Origin of the sequence: Emticicia agri (genome assembly GCF_004168285.1) — a bacterium.
Taxonomy (GTDB): domain Bacteria; phylum Bacteroidota; class Bacteroidia; order Cytophagales; family Spirosomataceae; genus Emticicia; species Emticicia agri.
Map to the genome: position 1 here is coordinate 1 of NZ_SEWF01000059.1, position 21,704 is coordinate 21,704.

General features: G+C 37.1%; 16 protein-coding genes. 13 read left to right on the plus strand and 3 right to left on the minus strand.

The genetic code is table 11. The features are described 5' to 3' along the window. Together EWM59_RS24070 and EWM59_RS24075 are read left to right on the plus strand one after the other, a co-directional pair. The coding region (locus EWM59_RS24070) for an ISAon1 family transposase (RefSeq protein WP_130023802.1) at nucleotides 1-687 on the plus strand (687 nt) is incomplete at its 5' end. Between the two features lie 285 nt (nucleotides 688-972). Then, on the plus strand, nucleotides 973-2,208 hold the full coding sequence (locus EWM59_RS24075; protein WP_130023803.1) for a site-specific integrase: 1,236 nt from the start codon (nucleotides 973-975) through the stop codon (nucleotides 2,206-2,208). A 57-nt stretch (nucleotides 2,209-2,265) separates the two neighbouring features. On the opposite strand, the gene EWM59_RS24080 is transcribed toward EWM59_RS24075, so the two are convergent. After that, entirely contained in the window at nucleotides 2,266-2,664 is a 399-nt protein-coding gene (locus tag EWM59_RS24080) for a helix-turn-helix domain-containing protein (protein ID WP_130023804.1), read from the minus strand. Nucleotides 2,665-2,930: 266 nt separating this feature from the next. Between EWM59_RS24080 and EWM59_RS24085 the strand changes: the two genes are divergently transcribed. After that, on the plus strand, nucleotides 2,931-3,173 hold the full coding sequence (locus EWM59_RS24085; RefSeq protein ID WP_130023805.1) for a hypothetical protein: 243 nt from the start codon (nucleotides 2,931-2,933) through the stop codon (nucleotides 3,171-3,173). Between the two features lie 242 nt (nucleotides 3,174-3,415). Here the strand turns inward: EWM59_RS24085 and EWM59_RS27830 are convergent, their stop codons facing one another. Next, nucleotides 3,416-3,571, minus strand: coding sequence for a hypothetical protein (locus EWM59_RS27830; RefSeq protein WP_165372283.1), 156 nt, complete (start codon nucleotides 3,569-3,571; stop codon nucleotides 3,416-3,418). On the opposite strand from EWM59_RS27830, the gene EWM59_RS24090 reads away from it, so the two are divergent. The 5 genes from EWM59_RS24090 (at nucleotide 3,561) to EWM59_RS24110 (ending at nucleotide 14,395) form a co-directional block, all read left to right on the plus strand. Then, nucleotides 3,561-7,607: a hypothetical protein gene (locus EWM59_RS24090; RefSeq protein ID WP_130023806.1), complete on the plus strand. Its 4,047-nt coding sequence runs from the start codon at nucleotides 3,561-3,563 to the stop codon at nucleotides 7,605-7,607. The two genes, EWM59_RS27830 and EWM59_RS24090, sit on opposite strands and share 11 nt — an antisense overlap. Before the next feature lie 57 nt (nucleotides 7,608-7,664). Continuing rightward, nucleotides 7,665-11,201, plus strand: a complete 3,537-nt coding sequence (locus tag EWM59_RS24095) for a DUF6443 domain-containing protein (RefSeq protein ID WP_130023807.1) — start codon at nucleotides 7,665-7,667, stop codon at nucleotides 11,199-11,201. A 1-nt stretch (nucleotide 11,202) separates the two neighbouring features. Continuing rightward, complete coding sequence (locus tag EWM59_RS24100) at nucleotides 11,203-11,475, plus strand: DUF7710 domain-containing protein (protein WP_130023808.1); 273 nt, start codon at nucleotides 11,203-11,205, stop codon at nucleotides 11,473-11,475. A gap of 170 nt (nucleotides 11,476-11,645) precedes the next feature. Then, nucleotides 11,646-11,912, plus strand: a complete 267-nt coding sequence (locus tag EWM59_RS24105; RefSeq protein WP_165372284.1) for a hypothetical protein — start codon at nucleotides 11,646-11,648, stop codon at nucleotides 11,910-11,912. 209 nt (nucleotides 11,913-12,121) lie between these two features. After that, a complete protein-coding gene (locus EWM59_RS24110; RefSeq protein WP_130023810.1) occupies nucleotides 12,122-14,395 on the plus strand; it encodes a hypothetical protein in 2,274 nt (757 codons plus the stop codon). Here the strand turns inward: EWM59_RS24110 and EWM59_RS24115 are convergent. Next, the gene (locus EWM59_RS24115) at nucleotides 14,388-15,155 is read right to left on the minus strand and encodes a hypothetical protein (protein ID WP_130023811.1); all 768 of its coding nucleotides are present in this window, start codon (nucleotides 15,153-15,155) and stop codon (nucleotides 14,388-14,390) included. The genes EWM59_RS24110 and EWM59_RS24115 overlap by 8 nt on opposite strands. 556 nt (nucleotides 15,156-15,711) lie before the next feature. Between EWM59_RS24115 and EWM59_RS24120 the strand changes: the two genes are divergently transcribed. The 5 genes from EWM59_RS24120 (at nucleotide 15,712) to EWM59_RS24140 (ending at nucleotide 21,703) form a co-directional block, all read left to right on the plus strand. Beyond that, complete coding sequence (locus EWM59_RS24120; RefSeq protein ID WP_130023812.1) at nucleotides 15,712-17,544, plus strand: hypothetical protein; 1,833 nt, start codon at nucleotides 15,712-15,714, stop codon at nucleotides 17,542-17,544. 14 nt (nucleotides 17,545-17,558) lie between these two features. Continuing rightward, nucleotides 17,559-18,860, plus strand: coding sequence for a hypothetical protein (locus EWM59_RS24125; protein WP_130023813.1), 1,302 nt, complete (start codon nucleotides 17,559-17,561; stop codon nucleotides 18,858-18,860). Beyond that, a complete protein-coding gene (locus EWM59_RS24130) occupies nucleotides 18,857-19,228 on the plus strand; it encodes a type III-B CRISPR-associated protein Cas10/Cmr2 (protein WP_130023814.1) in 372 nt (123 codons plus the stop codon). The genes EWM59_RS24125 and EWM59_RS24130 overlap by 4 nt, the downstream gene beginning before the upstream one ends. Nucleotides 19,229-19,293: 65 nt before the next feature. Beyond that, on the plus strand, nucleotides 19,294-20,679 hold the full coding sequence (cas10, locus tag EWM59_RS24135) for a type III-B CRISPR-associated protein Cas10/Cmr2 (protein WP_165372285.1): 1,386 nt from the start codon (nucleotides 19,294-19,296) through the stop codon (nucleotides 20,677-20,679). 7 nt (nucleotides 20,680-20,686) lie between these two features. After that, nucleotides 20,687-21,703 carry a type III-B CRISPR module-associated Cmr3 family protein gene (locus EWM59_RS24140; protein ID WP_130023816.1) on the plus strand — a complete coding sequence of 339 codons (1,017 nt, stop codon included), beginning with the start codon at nucleotides 20,687-20,689 and terminating at the stop codon, nucleotides 21,701-21,703. Nucleotide 21,704 lies beyond the last annotated feature (1 nt).

A 21,704-nucleotide genomic window follows, 5' to 3' on the forward strand; every position in this document is an offset into this window, starting at 1 on the left:
TTACAGAAAATTCATGTCAATCTTCGCAAGAAAGTCAGAGAGATTACCTTAGATATGGCTGCTAATATGGAATTAATTGCCAAAAGAACTTTCCCAAATGCTACCAGAGTTACAGACCGTTTTCATGTACAAAAACTAGCCACAGAGGCTTTACAGGAAATCAGAATCAAACACAGATGGGAAGCACTGGATGCTGAAAATGATGCTATTGAATTGGCTAAGAAAACCGATACAGAATATGTCCCCATAGTACTCTCCAATGGAGATACTATCAAACAGCTACTAGCCAGAAGCAGATATGTCCTTTACAAAAAAGAGAAAGACTGGACTGAAAACCAAAAGCAAAGAGCTACTTTATTATTCGACCTGTACCCTGACATTAAGCAAGCCTATGACTTAACCATGAGTCTTTCTCATATCTTTGAGAATACCAATGATAAGCTATATGGCCTAACAAGACTGGCTAAATGGCACGAGAAAGTAAGACAGGCTGGTTTTAAATCGTTCAATACAGTAGCCAGGTCAATTCAGAACCATTATAAAACGATTGTAAACTTATTTGAGAATAGAAGTACTAATGCTTCTGCTGAATCTTTTAATGCTAAAATCAAAGCATTCAGAAGCCAATTCAGAGGGGTGAAGAATATCCCTTTCTTTTTATACAGACTTACGCAAATCTATGCTTAGACTATACCTACCCCACAGGTTTTAGACTTGATCCACGAAAATTTCCATTTTCAAAAATGTTGTACCCAACAAAAAAGGCAGTTAAAACCTAGGTTCTAACTGCCTGATTCTCTGGTGGTAATGGACGGAATCGAACCGCCGACACAAGGATTTTCAGTCCTTATGATTCTGTATTGATATGATGAAATATGTACTAAAATCACTATTTTTGCCTACATTTATCGTCAAATCACTACACCAGGTACCATGTTAAACCTCAATTTGTTGTAGTATTGTTGTAGTAAAATGGTAACAGTCGCAATTGTTTTACGAGCAGAGAAAAAGAAAGATGGGAAGTACCCTCTTGCTATTCGCATCACCAAAGATAGAAAATCTTCTTTTATCTATTTAGATTATAGGCTAAAAAAAGAAGATTGGGATGCAGACAAACAACGTGTAAAAAAAACACATCCTAATTCTGTACGTCTGAATAACTTTCTACTTAAAAAGTTAGCAGAAGCAAATGAGCATGCCTTAGAAATTGAAGCAAATAGAAATACAGTTTCCCCTCAATCTGTCAGGCAAAAAATCAAACCAACTGCAAGTGCCACTTTCTTTGGGCAATCTGATCTTTATCTTCAAAGATTGAAAGAAGCCGGGAAGTATAATGAATATACGGCTAACAAGCCACGCATTAAGCACTTTAAAGAATTTATCAAAAATGATATTGCTTTCCCCGATATTAGCATACCACTTTTAGAGCGATTTAAAAGCTACGTCATTACCCAGCTCAAACTGTCAGAGCGTAGTGCGGTTAATCACTTATCGGTCATCCGTTCTGTCTTTAGTTTTGCAGTAAAAGAAGGTGTTGTTGATAAAAAACATTCCCCTTTTGGAAAAGGCAAAGTAAAAATCAAGTTTCCTGAATCCTCCAAGATCGGCTTAAATGAAGAAGAAATCGAAAGATTAGAAACAATTGAATTAAACGACCGGGAGAATCATGTAAGAAACCTCTGGTTATTCTCTTATTATTTTGCAGGAATGCGGATCAGTGATGTTTTACGTCTCCGCTGGTCGGACTTTCAGAATGACCGATTATATTACGGTATGGGCAAAAATCAGAAAGCTGATTCACTCAAAGTTCCTGATAAAGCCTTGGCTATCCTTAAACAATATGAAGTCTTCAAAGAAAACAAAGGTGATTTAGTATTTCCTGAATTAAAAGGCGTTGATCTAAGCGATCAGTTCATAACAAAACGTACCATTGCTTTCAAGACAAGTGCCATTGATAAATGTCTGAATTTGAATGTTGCTCCAAAAGCTGAAATAACCAAAAAACTTACGATGCACATTTCTCGTCATTCATTTGCTCAAATGGCTGGTGATACTATCTCAATTCAACTTCTGCAAAAATTGTATCGGCATGAAAGTATTCTAACGACGATGGGTTATCAATCTAACTTTACACATGAGCAGACAGATGATGCTTTGGACAAGGTATTGAGCAAGAAGCCAAAAGAAAAGTCAAATGAGCCTAAATAATAGCCCGGTCTGCCCTTACAAAGAACCATTTGAGGAGCTTTGCTACTATTTTTGGCTCTATAATTTATCGCTTTTTTCTCGCCAATATTTAGCTTCCAATTCAGCTTTTTCTTTTTCAAGTTTGAGCTTTTCTATCTCCAATTTCAACTTTTCTACTTCAAGCTCTTCTTTTGCAAGATTATAATTATTTGTCGGTGAGCCACCAGTATTTACAAAATTCCCATTACAGTGGTCAAAAAAATTATTGACCTTATCGCTAAAGCCTAAAATATCATCTGTGGAAACCCCTAATTTATCTGCAATTTGTTGAAGTCTTTCTTCCGAAACATTGGTCTTTCCTCTCTCAATATTGCCATAGGCCAAGATACTCATATCCAACATTTCAGCCATATTTTCCTGTGATAGATTTTTTAATAATCTAATCCCTCTGATTTTTGCTCCTGTGTGCATATTCATAATAAAATATATAGTTTGACTATACTAAATCTATACTGACAAACAAAAGTAGTAAAAATTAAACCGTTTATCTTGTTTACCAAATATAACTTTTGACGACTAAAACTGAGAAAAGTTATTCATATAAATATACATTAAATGCTAAATCTATATCCGTTTCAATCGACTAAAAAGTATCCAAAAAATAAATAATTCTTTTTTACTTGCTCAGATTTTCTTAATTTTAAAAACTTTTCACAGTGTCTAAAAAAACCACCACTCTACTTATGAAAAAATTGCTGGACGGCATGCCACTATTTTTATTTCTTTTGAGCGCATTTCAGGCTTTTTCACAGGATAAATCACCTACGACTGAAAATCCTCCATTTACTTACAATTTCAATCCAAACCCTATTTATCAGTCCATCACGAACCTTGTTACACTCAATCCTGATGCACCTTCTTGTGCAGAATATGGTGATGTTCCAGTAAGTCTTTATGCAGGTATGGGCAACACCGGCGATAAATAGAAAATTATTCACAAATAAAATTAGACAAGTCGCACAACAACTTGTCCTACATCCTTTTTATCGTCTAAATTTCTGACTAAATGGCAAGAGAAGGCTATTTGGAATTTTGACCATAATCTAAACATACCACTGACTTATTTTTTAATTGATTTTGCTTTAAAAAAGTTGAACCATACGATTAATTCACAAATGAAAAAATTATTACTATTCCCATTTTTTTTATTATCTACACTCTGTTTTTGTCAAACCCCTTGTTCTGAACCTACAATTACTCCATTAAGTAATACATTTAGGGCAGGCACTACTGTATCTTTCCAGGCAAATGGTTGCAGTGGGTTCGTTTTGTGGTATTCCGAAAAGCCTACTGGTGATGTTAAACCAATAGAGATGGGAAGCATTATCAATTATACCATCCCAAAACTTAGCAACGGAGCATCTTTTAGCCTTTATGCTACTTGTCAAACGGATACATGTATAAGTTCTCCTGCTCTATTTACTGGGATAGTCCAGCCTCAATTACCAATTACCCAATCGCTAAGCCCACAGGAAAACATCAAAGTTCTGCCTCCTTCTCCTACAGCAGCCAATTTTGCCAGATATGGAGAAATTCCGGTAAACTATCATACTGGTTTGACTAACCAAAGTATCCCAATTTACACGGTTAAATCCAAAGATGTGAGTCTGGATTTAAGTCTCTCCTATCATGGGTCAGGCAACAAAGTCGGAGATGTGGCCTCATGGGTAGGGCTTGGTTGGTCACTCAATGCAGGTGGAGTAATTACCCGAACTGTCCAAGGCTCGCCTGATGAAGGTTTTGGTGCGCCTTATAGCATTGGATACTATGCCCGTAATTACTTTTCTCCAACCCTTTATCCATTAGTGCACAATGGTCAATTCAGTACTACAAAAAAATACGGCATTCCACGTCCACCTGATTATCAATCATCTCCAACGAATTGCAATCCCAATGGCGGAACTCCTAATCCGTTTGATCAAAACTGGGATGATGCCCTGAATGGCAAAATTGATACTGAACCGGATTTATTTTATTTCAATATTGGAGGCTATTCAGGAAAGTTTATGTTTGATACCCTGAGAGTTGCTCACTTTTTTCCGGAGCAAGATGTAAAAGTATCTGTCGTTTATACGCCAGATGGGGGCAATAGCGCAGAAAAAGGAACATTCAATCAATTTATATTGACCATTCCAAACGGAACAAAATATTATTTCGGAGGTACTCACGGAGTTAATAACTTTAATCAGGGTATAGATGCCGTGGAAAAAACAAGCTCTGGGGCTACTTATCCTGTTACTACTTCCTGGTATCTCACAAAAATTGAATCTGCTGATAGCCAATCAAGCATTATGCTGGCCTACCAATCAGAAAAGTCTGCCTATTTTGATTTAACTCAGGAAAAATTCACCTCCCAAAGCGGAACGACATTCCCAACTTCCTATACCCTTAATAAATTTGATGGTGTTCGACTGAGTAATATCTACACCTCTGAAAATAATATACAGATAGTATTTCAGGCAACCACCCTTCGGCAAGATGTAGGTGAATATGTGAGTGGAGAATATAACCCATCGCTTTCAGAAGCAAAGGCATTGGATAGAATTCTGATAACAAATGGTACAAATGGTAATCCTCTGAATGGATTCAGACAATTCATATTCTCCTATAACTATTTTTATGCCTCACAAGGCAATCTTGATAACCACTGGAAGCCTTCTTATCATAGCTCTTTCTTCCAAGCAGATACAAAACGTCTGAAACTGCTATCGCTACAAGAAAAATCCTGGGATGGAACCACCCAGATGCCTCCTTATGAGTTTGAATACAATACTTCAATACCTTTCCCACGCAGGCTTTGTTACAGCCGGGACCATTGGGGATATTATAATGGCAATGAATTTGGTGGTACACGTAATAACTCTTTACTCCATGTATTCAATAATGATGGAATCAATGGTGTTCCAAGCAATTATGTACCTGGCATGTGGATAAGTAATCGAACAACCAACAGCAACTATGTTGGATTTGGGGCTCTAACCAAAATAACCTACCCTACCAAAGGCTATACTACCTTTGACTATGGCGTACATCAATCAGGTTCAAATTTTATTGGTGGTTTACGGATTGCAGCCATTAACAATTTTGATAATAATGGAGCATTCATTGCTAAAAAGCAGTTCGATTATTTATCATCAGGAATTTTATTCAGCAGACCCACCTATTTTTATACTGCTGCCATTCTTGGTACGCCACCAGTAGGAGCCAATTGCCCACCAGCCCCGACACCCTGTTTTCCTAATCCCACTTGTCCGCTTAATTTTTTATCATCAACTTCATTACTGCCTCTGCAATCGACCCAGGGAAATCATTTTGGCTATAGAGAAGTGAAAGTTCTGGAATCAAATGGTACTGCAAATACCAACGGATATGCTCTATATACCTACAACATGAATGTGCATGATAATAATATGTATCCTAACTCTTATGATGATTTTGGCGTTCTTCGTATCACTAATTATCCTCCGAACCCGCTAAGAGAGAACTACCTTCAGGGAACATTGGCTTTAGAAGAAATAGTGAATCAGAATAATAAAGTTCTGAAAAAAGTTAGCTATAACTATTTAATAAGTTCTAAGAAAATAATTATTCCTGCCATGAGGGCGGAAATATATATTAATCCTTCCTCTAACGTCTATCCATTTTATAATTTTTATGGTTTTACCACAGGACGTAGCGAATTACGCAGCAAAACGACTACGATTTGCGATGAAAACGGAAATAATTGTGCGGTAAGTACTGAACATTATGAATACGGCAGCCCTAATCATTTTCAAATGACCAGAAGTAGTCAGCCAAGTAGCTGGGGTGATTCTTTGATAACAAAAATCAAATATACGGCTGATTATACAGTCAGTCTTGGTAGTGCAGATGCAGCCAGTGAAGGTATCAGAAATGCTAAAAATGCTAATATTATCACTCCTGTTGAGCAAGTAAATATTCGTAAGTATATTGATAATTCTCAAAAAGTAATAGGTGGAAGTTTAACTTACTATCATGGAACCTATTATAAACCTTTTGCTAAATACGGACTTGAACTTGAATCCCCTCTAGAACTTAATTCATTTGTCCACTCCAGTGTAATTAATGCTAATCCGGCAACTTTCCAGAAAGACCCTCATTATCCGCCACAGGCTGATGTTTTTTATACATTTGACTCTAAAGGAAATCTCTCTGAAGTGTATGAACCGCAAGGAAGTACTAACGTTCGTACCTATCTATGGGGATATGGCTCAGGCTATCCGATTGCCGAAATCAGAAACGCAAACTTCAGTACAGTTCAGTCTGCATTGACTCCATCAGTCGTTGATAATCTTCGTAATTCTAATACGCTAACGCCTGCCCAGATACAAAGTCAGTTGAACCCTGTTTTCGGGATTTCCAATACACTTGCTCAGATTTACACTTATGAAATACCCAACGGAGTCAAAACGATTACTTCATCGAATGGTTTACTAACCAGCTATAATTATGATGCGCTTGGACGACTATCTTATAGCACTAATCATGAAAATGAAATTATAGACAAAGTGGGGTATCAGTATGCCAATGGTTGTTCTACACCTGCTCCTACGATTTCCTCAACATTCACAGCAAACCCATGTTCAGTTACTTTGACTGCCACGGCATGTAGTGGTACGGTTAACTGGAATAACGGTCAAACAGGATCGAGTATAACTGTAAGTACAAATACCGTTACAAGTTATTGGGCAACCTGTACAGTTTCAGGATGCACCAGTGCTAATTCCAATACTTTAAGTATTCCTTCATTGCCTAATTCATGGCTTAGTTCAGATGTCGGTGCGCCTCCCGTAGCTGGTTGTACGAAGTGGGACGGCTCAACCCTTACGCTTCGAGGTACAGGTGCGATGGGTGGTGCCAATGACAATTTCCATTGGGTTTACAAACCTATGAGCGGAGATGTAACACTCATAGCTAAAATAGATGATATAGCCAATGTTGATGGGATGAGGTCGGGGCTCATTTTTAGAAGTAGTGCCAATACTAATGCAGATTTTGTAGAGTTTATCATTGATGGAAATGGAAAAGTTGGGAAGCAGAAAAGAAGATCCGGACAGAATAATAATGAGGTTCAGTTTGTAGGTTTTGCACCAGATGGCAGTAATGTGACCCCCTTAAATAATACCTGGTTAAAATTAGAGAAAATTGGCAACACCATTAGAGCCTATGTGAAGAATACGACCAATATTCTAAATTGGCAGGAGGTTGTCTGGGATGATGCTACTGATAACGACCTGGGCAGTAATTTCCTGATTGGTTTTACAAGCAGATACAATAATACCTCCGTAACCAATACAACTACCTTCAGTAATATTACTGTCAATGGTGTGGCTTTCTAAAGCCTCTGATTATTTAATAAAAGCGTTTGGAAATTTTCAAGCAAACCCAATTTTACAATGAAATATTTCACTTATTTATATACATACAAAAGAACCCTACAGGTAGCTTTATCTTGCTGTTTATATCTGGGTTTAACTATATTTGCGAACGGTCAGACATTAAGTCCGGACAAAAATGCTGTTACCTACAGTAAATTACGTATTCCTACTACAAACATAGCTGATGCCAGTGATGCCACTAAAGCACTTATATCAATCAGCTATTTTGATGGCTTGGGACGCCCTTTACAAACAGTTGGCTACAAACAAAGCCCTACCTTGAAGGACATCATCACGGAATCTACCCAATATGATGCTTATAGCCGGGTTGTTCAGAAGTACCTGCCAACTCCTTTTACAGATGGCACAGGTAGCTACCAAACCAATGTTGCTGCTTTGGGTCTGAGCTTTTATGCCGATGCCAAACCTTTCTCTTCTGTTTTGCTTTATGAGAGTTCGCCATTAAACCGTGAAAAAGAAAGCATGGGGCCGGGAATAGCCTGGCAAACCAATAACAAGAAAAGTCAGATTTTCTACGAAAGTGCCGGGGCAGATGTGCGCTTGTATCGGATGGATGCCTCGGGCAACATTGTTAAACAAGGGGCTTATCCTGAGAATACCATTTTCAAAAAACGTTTGATAGATGAACAAGGCAATACCACTATTGTCTATACTGATAAGGCCGATAGAGTGATTCAAAAGCAGCAACAGGATAATAGCGGAACGCCGCCCGCAAGCTTTATTACTACTTACTATATATATGATGATTTTGACAGGTTGGCAGCGGTGATTCAGCCGGAAGGATATGAACTTAACAGTAGTATAGCCAGGAACTCTGACGAATGGAACAAATGGGTGTTTTTTTATGAGTATGACCAGAAAGGCAGGCTACGCCGGAAGAAAGTACCTGCGGCTGAGGAAGAATATATGATTTATGACAGATGGGATAGACTGGTCTGGTCGCAAACAGCTTTACAGCGTGAACAAAACAAATGGACATTCTATAAGTATGATGCCTTCAACAGAGAAATCATACGGGGGGAAAAAACCGATACAAGGTCATTTAATGCAATTGAAACAGAGGCTCATGACTGGAATTACGACAGATACGAAAGCCGTGTAACCGGAGGCCCTATTTACTACAGTTATTCTAATGCGTACCCTCAGGTGTTTAATACGGATGAGATAAGACACGTAACGTATTATGATACTTATAACGATTGGGTGCCTTCTGAAATGGCATTTGTTCCGGCCAATGCTTACCATACCAGATACGCAGATGCCCGTGGAATGGCTACAGGTAACCGAAGCCGTAACTCAGAAAATAATAATTGGATGGCATCAGTTTCTTATTATGATAGCAAAGCAAGAGCCATTCAGGTTTTCAGCCATAATCTGTATGGGCATGTAGAGCGAGTTGATTTTCAATATAATCAGGCCGGGGAGACACTAACCACACGAAGTGAATCAAGAGATGTCAACAACGCCAGTACAACACAACTGGAGCAATGGGAGTATGACCATGCAGGCAGAAAAACAGTTTATAAACTGGGCATAGGGTCTTCGACCGAGACCATAGCTAAATATGAATATGATGAAGTAGGCAGGCTAAAAACCAAGAAGATTTATCCTGATGGTAATTTTATAGCAGGCGGCGCAGCTGAGTATATCAACCGTCCTCCAAATCCTACCAGTAATGTAAACGACTTAGCACGTAAAGCTATTAATTTGGATGAAGGGACTACAATTGATGGAGCTTCTATCGGCAAATATTCTGCTACTATTGATCCCAATGCTGCCGATGGAACCAACATTATCAACTTACAAACCATCGATTATGCCTACCATATCCGTGGCGGATTAAGAGGTATCAATTTAGATGGTTCCGGAAATCCTGTACCTGATGCAACGCAAGGAGATTTGTTTAGCTATAAATTAGACTATGAGACAGCCGGATTTTATGATGGCAATATAGGTAAGCAAACCTGGCAAAGTGCGCAAAATAATACTCCTGTGGGACTTAGAGCTTATACTTTTACTTATGACCCTATATCTCGCCTTAAATCTGCCACCTATGCAGGGATTAATGGCGAAAACTATTCATTAGCTGATTTGACCTATGATAAAAACGGGAATATAAAAACATTACGGCGCAAAGGACTGAATGATGGGTCTTTTGGGGATATTGATAATTTAACTTATACTTACAGTGGTAACACATTATTAGGAGTGACTGATGCAATCAATGGAAATGAAGATGTAGGAGATTTTAGAGATAATGGAAGTAATAGTGATTATACTTACTGGAATGATGGCTCATTAAAATCAGATGCTAATAAAGATGTTTCTCAAATTACTTATGATAGCTTTCTGAAACGAATAAAACAAATTGATTTTGCTAACGGTGATTGGGTTAAATTCTTTTATGATGGAAATGGTACGCTATTAAGAAGAAGTAATTCGTTAGAAGAAGTATGGGACTATACATCAAAGGGTATCTATAAAAATAATTTATTGTATCAGTTTTCACAACAAGAAGGGAGAATAGTAAAAAATGGAAGTTCTTTTGATTTTGAGTTTGAATATAGAGATATTTGGAACAATTTACGAGTAAACTATAAAAATGAAAATGGGAAATTAATAACTACTCAAACCGCCGACTTCGATATGTTGGGTTTAGAGTTAAAAACAGGACAGAGTGGTAGTAATAATTTCCGTTTCCAGCAACAAGAACGCCTTTTTGATTTTGGTTTGAATTGGGATTTGTTCAAGTATCGTCCTTCAGATAGTCAAATAGGAAGATTTATACAAATTGACCCGCTGACGGAGAAAATGCCATCTTATTCGCCGTACAGTTTTGCCTTTAACAACCCAGTTAGATTCATAGACCCCGACGGTGCAGCACCTGTTGATATTACACTTTTAGGAGCAAACAATTCGAGCGTTACCATAAAAACAGACCTCATTGATGTAAAAGTAGATGCAAGTAGTTTGGGGGTAAATTTTGGCGGGAATTATACTTTAGAAGGCAATGACATTTTACAAGCAGGACTTGACATTGTTGGTGTTTTCGACCCTACTGGCATAGCAGATGGTATCAATGCAGTTTTATCAGCCAAAAGTGGAAATTATGGCGATGCAATTATTAGCGGATTAGGAGTACTTCCTTATGCTGGCGACTTGGCAAAGGCTGGTAAAATTGAAAAAGACATCAAAATCATTGATAATGCCATTGATGCCGTTAAGGGTGAAGCGAAATTATCAAAAACTGGAAAATTTACCGAACCCTCATTGCCTAAAAAAAATATAGTTTCTGAAAATGGAGTTTCGGTTGAACATTATTATAAATCAGGAGATCACGCCCCTGCACATATGCATGTAAGTGGGGGTGGTGCAAAAACCAAAATTGGGGCAAATGGAAAGCCTATAAAAGGTAGCCCAGAGCTTAGTGGAGTCCAAAAGCAAGTTGTAGAAAATAATAAGTCTGCTATTAGAAGTGCTGGCAACAAAATTAATAAATATCAACAATATCAAAATTATTTAAGTGGTCAATAATATGTTTGAATATGTATTTGTTTTTGTAGGCGAAGAGTCAAAATTGCCTTCGGCTATTTATTTAGATATAGATAATATCAAGGATTGGATAATATCAAATTCATTGAGTGGTTCCTTACATAAATTACCAATTAATATAAGTGTTTATGATTGGTCAATAATGCAAGGCTATTTTGAGCCTAAAAAGGATTATCAAAAAGAATCTCGTTTTATCCAGCGTTTCACTTCAGCATCAGTTGAACATTGGCATTATGAGAATGGAATAGAGCTATAACAAAAAGGCCCCGACTAGTCGGGGTCTTTTTGTTGATAAATATATCCAAAATTACAGGATAAAAACAACCAAAAATATTTTTACAGAGAAATAATCCTACGGCATATATTGATCCAGATGGAAGAATTGCTATCGCTACGATTACAGGCTTCTTTAAGGGTTTATTCGCAATGAGAGGAAATTTTGAAGAAGGTGCAAGAACAAGGGTCGGAAATGCGTTTAAAAGTTCAATGAGGCACATGAATAATTCAGCAAAAATTTGGGGTGGACTATTTGCTTCTGATAGAAATAAATCATTTTTTGGGAGAGCATTTGAAATCTATTCTCGTTTTACTTGGCAGTTGCCACTATGTTCATCTAAATCCCCCTCGATTGGTGTCAGGGAGTTGGAAAGCCATAAGTGGATGGCTGCCCAAATCTTTACCCATCTGGGCTGAACATACATTTGGGCCTCCCCGACAAATCGAGGAGTGAGTTGACGATCACAAACCGCCACTTAAAAGGTTTCCACACCCTAAAGCCCAGAAAGGCTTCCCGGGTATCTTACAATCCTGTACATAAAAGGCAAGTTGCCTGCCACATTTAACTAATTGATAGCTTTTTATAGTATCCTTATGATTGACCTCTGATCCTAAGGCCATTTTCCATGCTTTTGCGAAAAATCCCTTTCCTGTTATCTGTTGCTTTACTAAGCGGCTGTCTGCCGGATGAAGGCGATGTTTCCGCCCGGTACAATGCTATTAATCAACGGGCGCATATTGAAAACATGGCCGGAAGCCTGGCTACTTCTGCACAAAATTTATCTGCCTATCTGGTCGCTTCTCAAATGAAACGCAAAAAACCTTTATCTGATGATGGCAAAATCCTCTCTGACAAACCTACAGATTATACCGTTCAGAACAATCCTAAACCTGTTCCACCTACAGGTATTCATGTTAGTTCCTGTGGGAAATACGGAGCAATTACCTACTTCACCCAAACACCTGCGGGAGTTGCCAGCCTCAAACAACAAGGAAATATAATGGCTACTTCCTTAGCCCTTAAATTTGGCAATGATGCTGTCGGCATGAAAAACGCCAATAGTGTTCAGTTACCTAAGAAAGGGTTAGCATTAGGCTGTACCGTTGGAGAGGATATTGTGGAGGGTTCACCCATCTTTGTAGCAGGATTTCTTGCACCTGACGGCCTAGATGGTTTGCCCGATCCAAAGAAAACGACACAGCCGACTTTCAAAAGGGATATAACCCTACCTTGTCCCACCGGAACAGATGGAGTAATCAAACGGGAACAAATCTGTCAACTTAAATTTGCCGATAACGAAACCACCAGAGAAATAGGCACTATCACAATTGGCAACGCAACCAATGAAATACAAAGACTGAATAAATCCTGGGAATGTACGCCTGATTTATCAACTACCCTGCCCCCTGCGACCTCACAAGAGATTAGTATCTATTGTCGTGATCCCAGCCAGGACATTACCAAACCTGCCGATGATGTAATCGAACTGCAAGTCTCCAGTCTAAAGCAGGAACTGGAAGGCAGCGGGCCGGGGTATTATACCTTCTTCTGTCGGAAAAATAAGGATGGCTCCAATACCTGTGATGCAGAACCCTATAATCCTGAACCTAAAACCTATCTCAAGTGTGATCAGGATATGCCACCCCCACGATTTACTATCAACCCTTATTCCCCTATGCAGTTAAACGCTATCGGTGAACTGATCGGCAACCCGGCAGAAAACCGAGATTGCGGGAAGGGCTGGTATGGAAGACTGACAGCCCGTTATCTGACTAGACGTTGCCAGTTGATAAAAGTCGTCGATGGAGTTAGTCAGGTGGTATCTACCCCTCAAACCATTTACCGGGTGGGATATGCCGCCGCTCAATGTGAGAGGGATTTGAATACAACTGTGGCTTGTCCGGCCATTGCCGGGTCGAACCCCAATAATCGGCTTCCTATTGTCCGCCATGTCACTATGAATATTCCGGTGGCTCTGGAATGGAGCATGAGCAAGCCTTCGTCTAATGCCTGGGACACGAGCAGAATGTCTACTAATGACAGTCGGCCGGAAATCTGGCAGACAGCCGATGAGAGGGGCTATGTTGTGCCGGATATTTCAGCAGCGACTCTGGATGCCGCACCTAATGATCTGATTTGGTCGGAACTTTTGGTAGATGCCATGCGTAAACGCAATCCGGCTTCTGTTTCTGATCCGATTATCTCCTGCAATAACGCTGGTGATCCTTGTGGGACTGGTGGAAACAGTAATGGTATTGAGATTTGGGTAGATACGGGCGGTTTACAAAATGGTACTTATACTGGCGCACCTATATCTCTGCCCAATCTGATATGTTCAGGAAGCGGATCATGCAACCCTATTCTGGGTCAAGAACAATCCATATGTAACGGATTTTGTGATCGAGATGCAGATAATCCAAATATTGAGTTGTTGGAGTCAAGTTACGAGGCTTTATTGACTGCTTATTTATCTAAAGTTGATAACCCGTTACCGCCTGATAATTCCATTACACGATTAAATCCTGCAACTTCACTTCCACTCTTCAATGACCCAACAGTATTGTGTGAACTCGCTTCTTCACAAGCAAAACGTCTCATGATTTTTGGCATTTTTGATGAGACCCAGGATTTTAGTAAGCCAGAAGGATGCCCGGCATTAGGAGGCGGAACATTTAATTCCGTCAGGGATATGATGGATGCTGCGGTCGATAAATACCGATCCGGTGGAGGAGATTTATATATTTTCGCCAACCATATCAATTTAGGAAACGAACAAAAGCCTGTCTATAATAATCTCAGGGCTAATGATATGGCAGAAGGAGGGTTAATCAGCACCACCCTATCAAACTGGTTGATTAACCCTGTTCCCAAACCAAATCCATGTGCAAATGTTAATTAATCTTCATTACAACAAGTTTAGACTTAGAGGTCGCATTTAAATCAAGCACATTGAGTTTAGCAGATAATTCTGCACTTTGCTGGCTTGCTACATTATCAAGACGATCATTAAAAGCTGCATCATCGGCGATTGTAGAACCCATAATCCGAAGACCATCTTTTGATTCGACAAAAACATCTGCACGTTTAATGCGATGGTAAGTGGTTTGGTTACCCACTGTTACAGGAACAATTTTAAAGTACTTACCGTCTGCTGGTTCATAGGACATGATTGGCTTCTGGGTGCTATCAGCCGCAATATAGTATTCACCACCTGGAGTGGATTTTGTTCCTTTTTTCATGTTCTCTCTGAAATATTTTACTTTATACTTCATGTTATCGTAACCGGAGGCTCCGGTGGTAACTTTTGTATCATTTATGTCTTCCGAGATACGTGCATTAAAACCAAAATATCTTTTACCGTCTTTTGTTATGGATTCACCCATAACAGCAGAGCTGGCATTTGGATAAACCTGTAGAATAGAGTCAACAGTATCAACTTTAGCAATAGGGTCTGGATTAGTATTACCGCCTGATGGATTAATCGGGTCGCCTTTATCACATGAGGCAAGACCGAATGTCATTGCACCGAATAATGTAACTAAGCCCTGACGAAAACTCAACTGTGCCATCACGTTCCTCCCTGTGTTGACCCGTAGAGTATAGCAGAAAATATCCTTCTTCTCAAAAGATTTTGAAAGAAATTGCGCAAGGTATATCATGATAGTATTAAGTGTTTGTTCTGAAACAAATTAATATTCATTAAATTAAACTACTGATTTTCAGCTTTTTTCTCCTTTAACCTGTTGATCGTAGATTCCAGTCTATGGAGTGATTCGTTTTACCCTGCAATTTAGGAACTTATGCTTTTGCTGCTTTTCGGAGCCGATATAGAAAATGTATAGTCTGCACTATATATTTTGTATGGTGATTGCCCGGATACAGATCAGCCTGGCTTGTTCAGGTTTGACTGTATTTAATAAAAAGGATCATCAAAATAAATCCTAAAGAAGCATATTTAGCTTATAGAACTAAACTTAGACCTCTCTAAATTACACTACGGTTTGACTTTGGTAAGTAGCTATTTATACGGAATAAAAAGCCATTTGATATATAAATCCCTAAAAAGAAATTTGAGTCATCAAGCGAAAAGGTCGGCGTAACAAGACTTAAATTCTTGGCTAAAAAGAGCCGAAAAATAAATAAGCTATAATTTTCTATGATTATTACAGTTTTTTCCTGAAATTGAAATCATCACGCCATTCATTAATAAAACAAATGACACCTTCTAACCCTTCTGTTCACGAAAATAAAATACAACCATTTAGCTACCATGCATTCCTTTTTCCGTTTAAATGGGAAATATTATTCAACTCAATAAAACCATTTGGAGAGAGGTGTAGTTTAGAGGATTTTGAGAAGATTTTGGGGCTAAATAATGATGCTCAAAATTTAAACAGAAATCAGAATTTGAGGTGGCAAAGGAAACATTTTGTAATAGATCAGCAGCTAGCATATAATGAATATAACTACTTTTATGATTTTGTCAGAGATGTAATCTACGATAGAGGCGATCAGGACAAAAAAGATTTTAAACTAAAAAGTATAGTTCGCCATTATGATTTTAAGTTTCCTCAAGAAAACTCATTCTTCGAAATCGATACTGGGTTAAAAGATACTCCACTCTATCAATTGAAAATCAGAAAAATTCAATTGAATATCTATGAAACAGGAGTAGGTATTTTTTCTTATCATTTAGAAAATGACACTTATGATCGCCCTGACGATATATTAAATATAAATCAATTCGGCAGAAGAATATTTGTTGGAGGCTATCAATTACCCGGCACCTATTATGATGCCCGAAAAAACCTGTCGCCCAATGAGGTTCAATTTGTTGATTTAGCCAGACATTTTAAAATTTCTTTTGGTAATCAGACGCTGATTACAGAGGATTTTCAAAATTGTAAGGATTTTGAGAAGTTTGAAAAAGCGCCTTTTTTTCTTCCTAAAACCATTACTGAACTTATTACGTACAATGCTGAAAGTTCAAATAAAAATGCATTGCTTACAACTGAATGGAGTTATGAATCTTCTGAAGCCAGAATTTGGATTGCCCCATCAATAGATGATCGAATGTTTGTTCATTGCTGGTATTGTTACAGCAATGATAATACGGTAGACGAGAAGAAAAAAGGAAGTAAAACTAAGACTGAGTTAAATTCAAATCAATTTAATGAAAATTCAGAATTTTGGTATAAGTACACATTCATTGACCATCAAGGTGGCGAAAGTCACCAGAATATTTCTTTCAAAAACGAAATAATAGAAAAAAGTACCTATAAAAGATGGTCTGACTATGGAACTTTATATGGTATCTCTAAATATTCTTTCACTATGCTCTGTAGCGACACTGGGCCTGAATACTTGCTTTCTGTACATGAGACCATGTATTTAAAAATGGCGGAACTCTCATTAGTTCAGCGAGCAACAGTCTTACGTTTTTCTGATGAAGTGCAGTATATCAATAGCATAGAAGATGAATTCAAAAAAAATGAAATGATTCGAGGCTTATATGAATACCATATCAGGTTTATTAACAAAATTGATTTCAGAGAGATTACCCCCCAAGAGCAAGGAATCGAACTATACGACATGATCCAAAAAACCATGAGGATCAATGAACAGGTGGAGTTTCTTGATAAGGAACTGAATGAATTACATGATTATGCTTTATTACTGGAGGAGAAAACAAGATTAATAGAAGAAAAAACACGCTCAAGAAAATTAGATTTGATTGCGTATGTAGGTCTACCTATCACTTTTATTTCATTGATAATCAGTTTTATTAGTCTAATAAAAGACATTAATATTACTGATAAAGTAGAAAAAGATAATACTGAAATAGAAAAATTTGGTTTGAATTTCTATAGTTCTACATGGATATTAGAAACTATAGGAATCTTAATCCTTTTTTATTGTGGCCACCAGATATGGACAAATTTTAACACAAAAAGAAAAAATAAACTATTAGCATTTTCCTTGCTTTTTATTCTAAGTTTCATTTTCTGTATTCTGCTTCCATTTATCTATCGCCTTATATCTTTTTAAATCTCAAAATAGTTATGAATTTACCTAATACTACCATTACGTTTCATCTTAAACAACATACCCCTCTCATTCATTTCCAACATGAGCAAGATGGAGCTACTTTACGGGCTAAGGAATTGAGACCTGCCTTAGACAAATATTTATGGGCGAAAGCATTTAAAAATGACTTTAATGCCTATAAAAAATTCCTTATAGACCCTTCCAAGTTTGAAGGCGGTAACATAGCATTGGACTATAAAATAAATATTGACTACAGCAAGGCAGAAATATGGAAAAGCCCAATTGAAAGACCTAAGATAAAATTTGACAGGCAAACAGGAAAGCAAACACTAGCAGGACCTGAGCAATTTCCTTGTTTTTTTGGGAATATGGGCGAAACTAATACAAAACAATTCTCTATGGCTGAAGGGATAATAGAAGTTAGTTTTTTTTCATTTAAAACAGAACTGTTGAACCACATAAAAAACCATTTTACAGGTTTTATTGAACGAAAGAACTTTGGCACAAGACAATCAAAAGGCTTTGGCGCTTTTTGGCTAATTAATCAGCAGGTCGCACCTGGTGTAAATAAATTCAAATTTAAATCAGAGATTACTTATAGAGAGCAAAATGTATTTAAAGATTATAAGCTCAGATACCCTGACTCTGATTTGAATAATGACAAAATTTTACTTTTGGAAAGATACTGGCAGGTATTTAAACAGATAGAGCTTTTTTGGAAAGTAGCCAGGTCAGGATATAGCGATGGGCGGCGTGATAGTAATAATTATATAAAGGCACCGCTTGTATTCTATCTAAACGATTATTTTGAAGCTGGTAAATCGTACTTCTGGGATAAAAAAAATATCAAATTAGCGTATAAAGATAACGCTTTGGTAGTCTCTCCCAATAATCTTCTAGCGAGGGATTTATTAGGTCTGGCATCAGAATCTGACTGGAAGTCAGACAATGTAGTAGTGAAAAAAAATCATACAGAAGATGAAATTGATAGGTATAAATCACCCATTACATTTAAGCCCAGATGGAATGAGAAGACCAAAAGCTTTGATGTATTTATTTATCTGAACCCCGTTGAAAAAGGGTTTCTGGATAAATCTTTCAGGATAGAATGGAAGAAAAGAGGAGAAAGAGTAAAAAATAATCTCATTTTAAAAACACCTCCAGCATTTGGTATCACTAAATATTTTAGATTTCTAAATGGGGTATATAAAGACAGTATCTTACCCGACTTTATCCAATCAACATCAAATAATGATTTAAAACAGATTGAAAAAATATTTGAAACCTTAACTGAATTTAATAACCCCAACCCATGAAATACCACGCCATTACCATAGGCCCCATTTACCAGACATTCCGGAATGCCCGCCAAACAAGAGAAGTCTGGGCCGCCAGTTTCTTGTTTTCATACCTTGCTAAAGGTATTATCGTTCGTACTTGCCTACCAGATTTTAATAAGGAAAGTGATAATGAAACTTCGAAAGAGGATAAAAAAAATACAGCAATATTTCTGAAAAAGATAAGGCTGCAATCGTTGCGAAAAAAGATGATTTTATCTTACCAAATATTGGTGACTTACAACTATTTGAATCTAAAACTGGCGTTGGTCTATTTCCGGATAGAATTATTTTCAAAAGCGAATTACTCGGTACCGAAAACTTCCAGAATATTATCGATGCAGTAATAGAAGATATAGCTGATGAAATTGATGAGGCAAATGCAGATGAAAGCGAAAAAATCTCCTTGTTTTTGAAAAAATATCTTAGAATTGATTGGGATGAATTTGATGTGGAAGAAGATAAAAACCCTATTCTTACTATTTCCCAATATCTGGATTCATTAGAGCTAAATCCTCAATTTGTAACTGAAATTAATAAAAACCCGCTTACCCAGTTCTTATTAGAAATTAATAGGAATGAGTTTCTCAAGAGAAATTATAATCAGAAAGATACGAATGGACAGATAAGATTTGAATCATTATCTGAAATAGCTACGCGTGAATTACAGAGTAAACCTTATTATAAAAGAATATTAAATTCAACAATTTGGGATGAGCCAAAAAATGGTGAAGATGATAAAGGGGACACTAAATTTATTGAAGCACTTTCACAAAGGAAAGATGATTTTAAGAACTACCATAAATACATCTGCGTAGTTAAAGCCGATGGAGACAAAATTGGCAAAACGCTCGAAAAAATAACAGGCAGCAAAATATTCGATTTTTCAAAAAAACTACTGGACTGGGGCCTGCTGGCAAAAGACAGAATCAGAGAATATGGAGGTGTACCTATTTATGTAGGCGGTGATGATTTATTATTTTTTGCTCCTATAAGCAATGGTAAAGAAAATATCATTGATCTAATAGACGCCATTGATGAACTATTTGCCGACCGGAATTGGCTTGAAATTAATGAAGAAATAACCCCTAGTCTCTCTTACGGAATTTCTCTCACCTATTACAAATTCCCTTTAGGCGAAGCCATCGAAGAAGCGAATGAATTATTATATACGGCTAAGGGAGGCGATAAAAATCTTGAAAAAGCGATAAAGTTATTGTCTGAAGACAAATATAGATTTAATGAAGTAAAACAAATCTTAGAGTTACCTAAATATAAAGGAATTGAAGCCATTACGGAAATTATCGAATTATTAGACGATGTTCAATTTAATGAAAACGAGAGAAAGTCTAAAGCAAAAGAACAAATTGATATTTATAACAAGAAAAATAGTAGTAACGCAATAGTACTAAAACTATTGAAGCATAGTGGTACGGAATTCGAATTAGTTCTTAAAAAATCAGACCCTCTCTATCAAACCCATTTTAAAAGTATTATCAATAAAATGGTTGATGATCAATCATTTCTCAATTCGGTTGGCTATAAACTTCGGGATAATCATGAACTAATCAAGATAATTGGACAAGAACCTACTCATTTAGCTAACTTATTTCACAATGTATTTGATGAAAAACTGGAAAATAAGCAAGAAACAGATTTATATATGGAGCAGGTAAGATTATTGGTCAACTACTCTTATATCCAGCAAAATCATGATATAGATAAGACGATGAAAGAGGTTTTCTCCATCATCCGAACAAGCAAATTTATCAAAGGATTAGAAGAAGTTAAAAATTGATTCATCTATGAAATACCTCGTTACACTCAAGCCTAGGAGTAAATTTTTCTTTGGTGGAGACCGGACTTTTACTTCGCAAGAACGGCAGAATTATTATGCACATTCTACTTACTTTCCACAGCAAACAGCCTTATTAGGTATGTTACGCTATGCACTTCTGAATGAGTATGGACTTTTAGAAAAAGAAGAATTAGACAAAGAAAAACTCATTGGCTCTACAGGTTTTGATTTAAATTCCCATGCTTACGGCATTGTTAAAAATATCTCACCTGTCTTCATTGTCGAAAAACAGCACATATGGCTAAGCGCCGGATTAGATAACCAGGACAAGATATCATTAAAATTATCTTCAGATAAAAATCTGAAAATTGATGGTTTCGACCCTAAAAAAGAATTGAAACAGCAGTTCATTTCATCAGATTATACTCAATCTATTCAACCTTTAGATTACTTTTTTCTGGATACGCCACAGGTAGGTAATGCCAAAGAAAGAAATGGTAAAACTTTGCAGGATGCCTTTTTCAAACATATTTATAAGAGTTTCAAACGTGACCCTGCAAATTATGAAAGTCGATTTGCTTTTGGGCTTGAGATTGAAACAACAGAAAAAGTCGAGTTAACCACCATCAAAACTGTATTTCTGGGAGCAGAATCTTCTTTTACAGTCGAACTTACCCCATCTAAAGGTATTTTTGAAAGAATTCAATCGATTAATGATTCATTAAAAGACAAAGGAGCAAATGAGCATAAAATTATTCTTTTAAGCGATTCTTACATAGAGGACTTAGCTGTATTAAAGAACCATTCTTCTTTTATACTAACTGATGCGCCTACGCCTTTCAGATTTAATAAAAACAAAAAATCAGACTACTATAAATCTATTACTCGCAGTAATCAATATCACCTGTTAAGCAGAGGCACTGTTATCTATCCAAAAGATATAATGAAAGTGACAGAAATTCTTGATGCTGCAAAAGCCTTCCAGACCATTGGTTATAACCACTATCAAATTCAAACACGTTAAC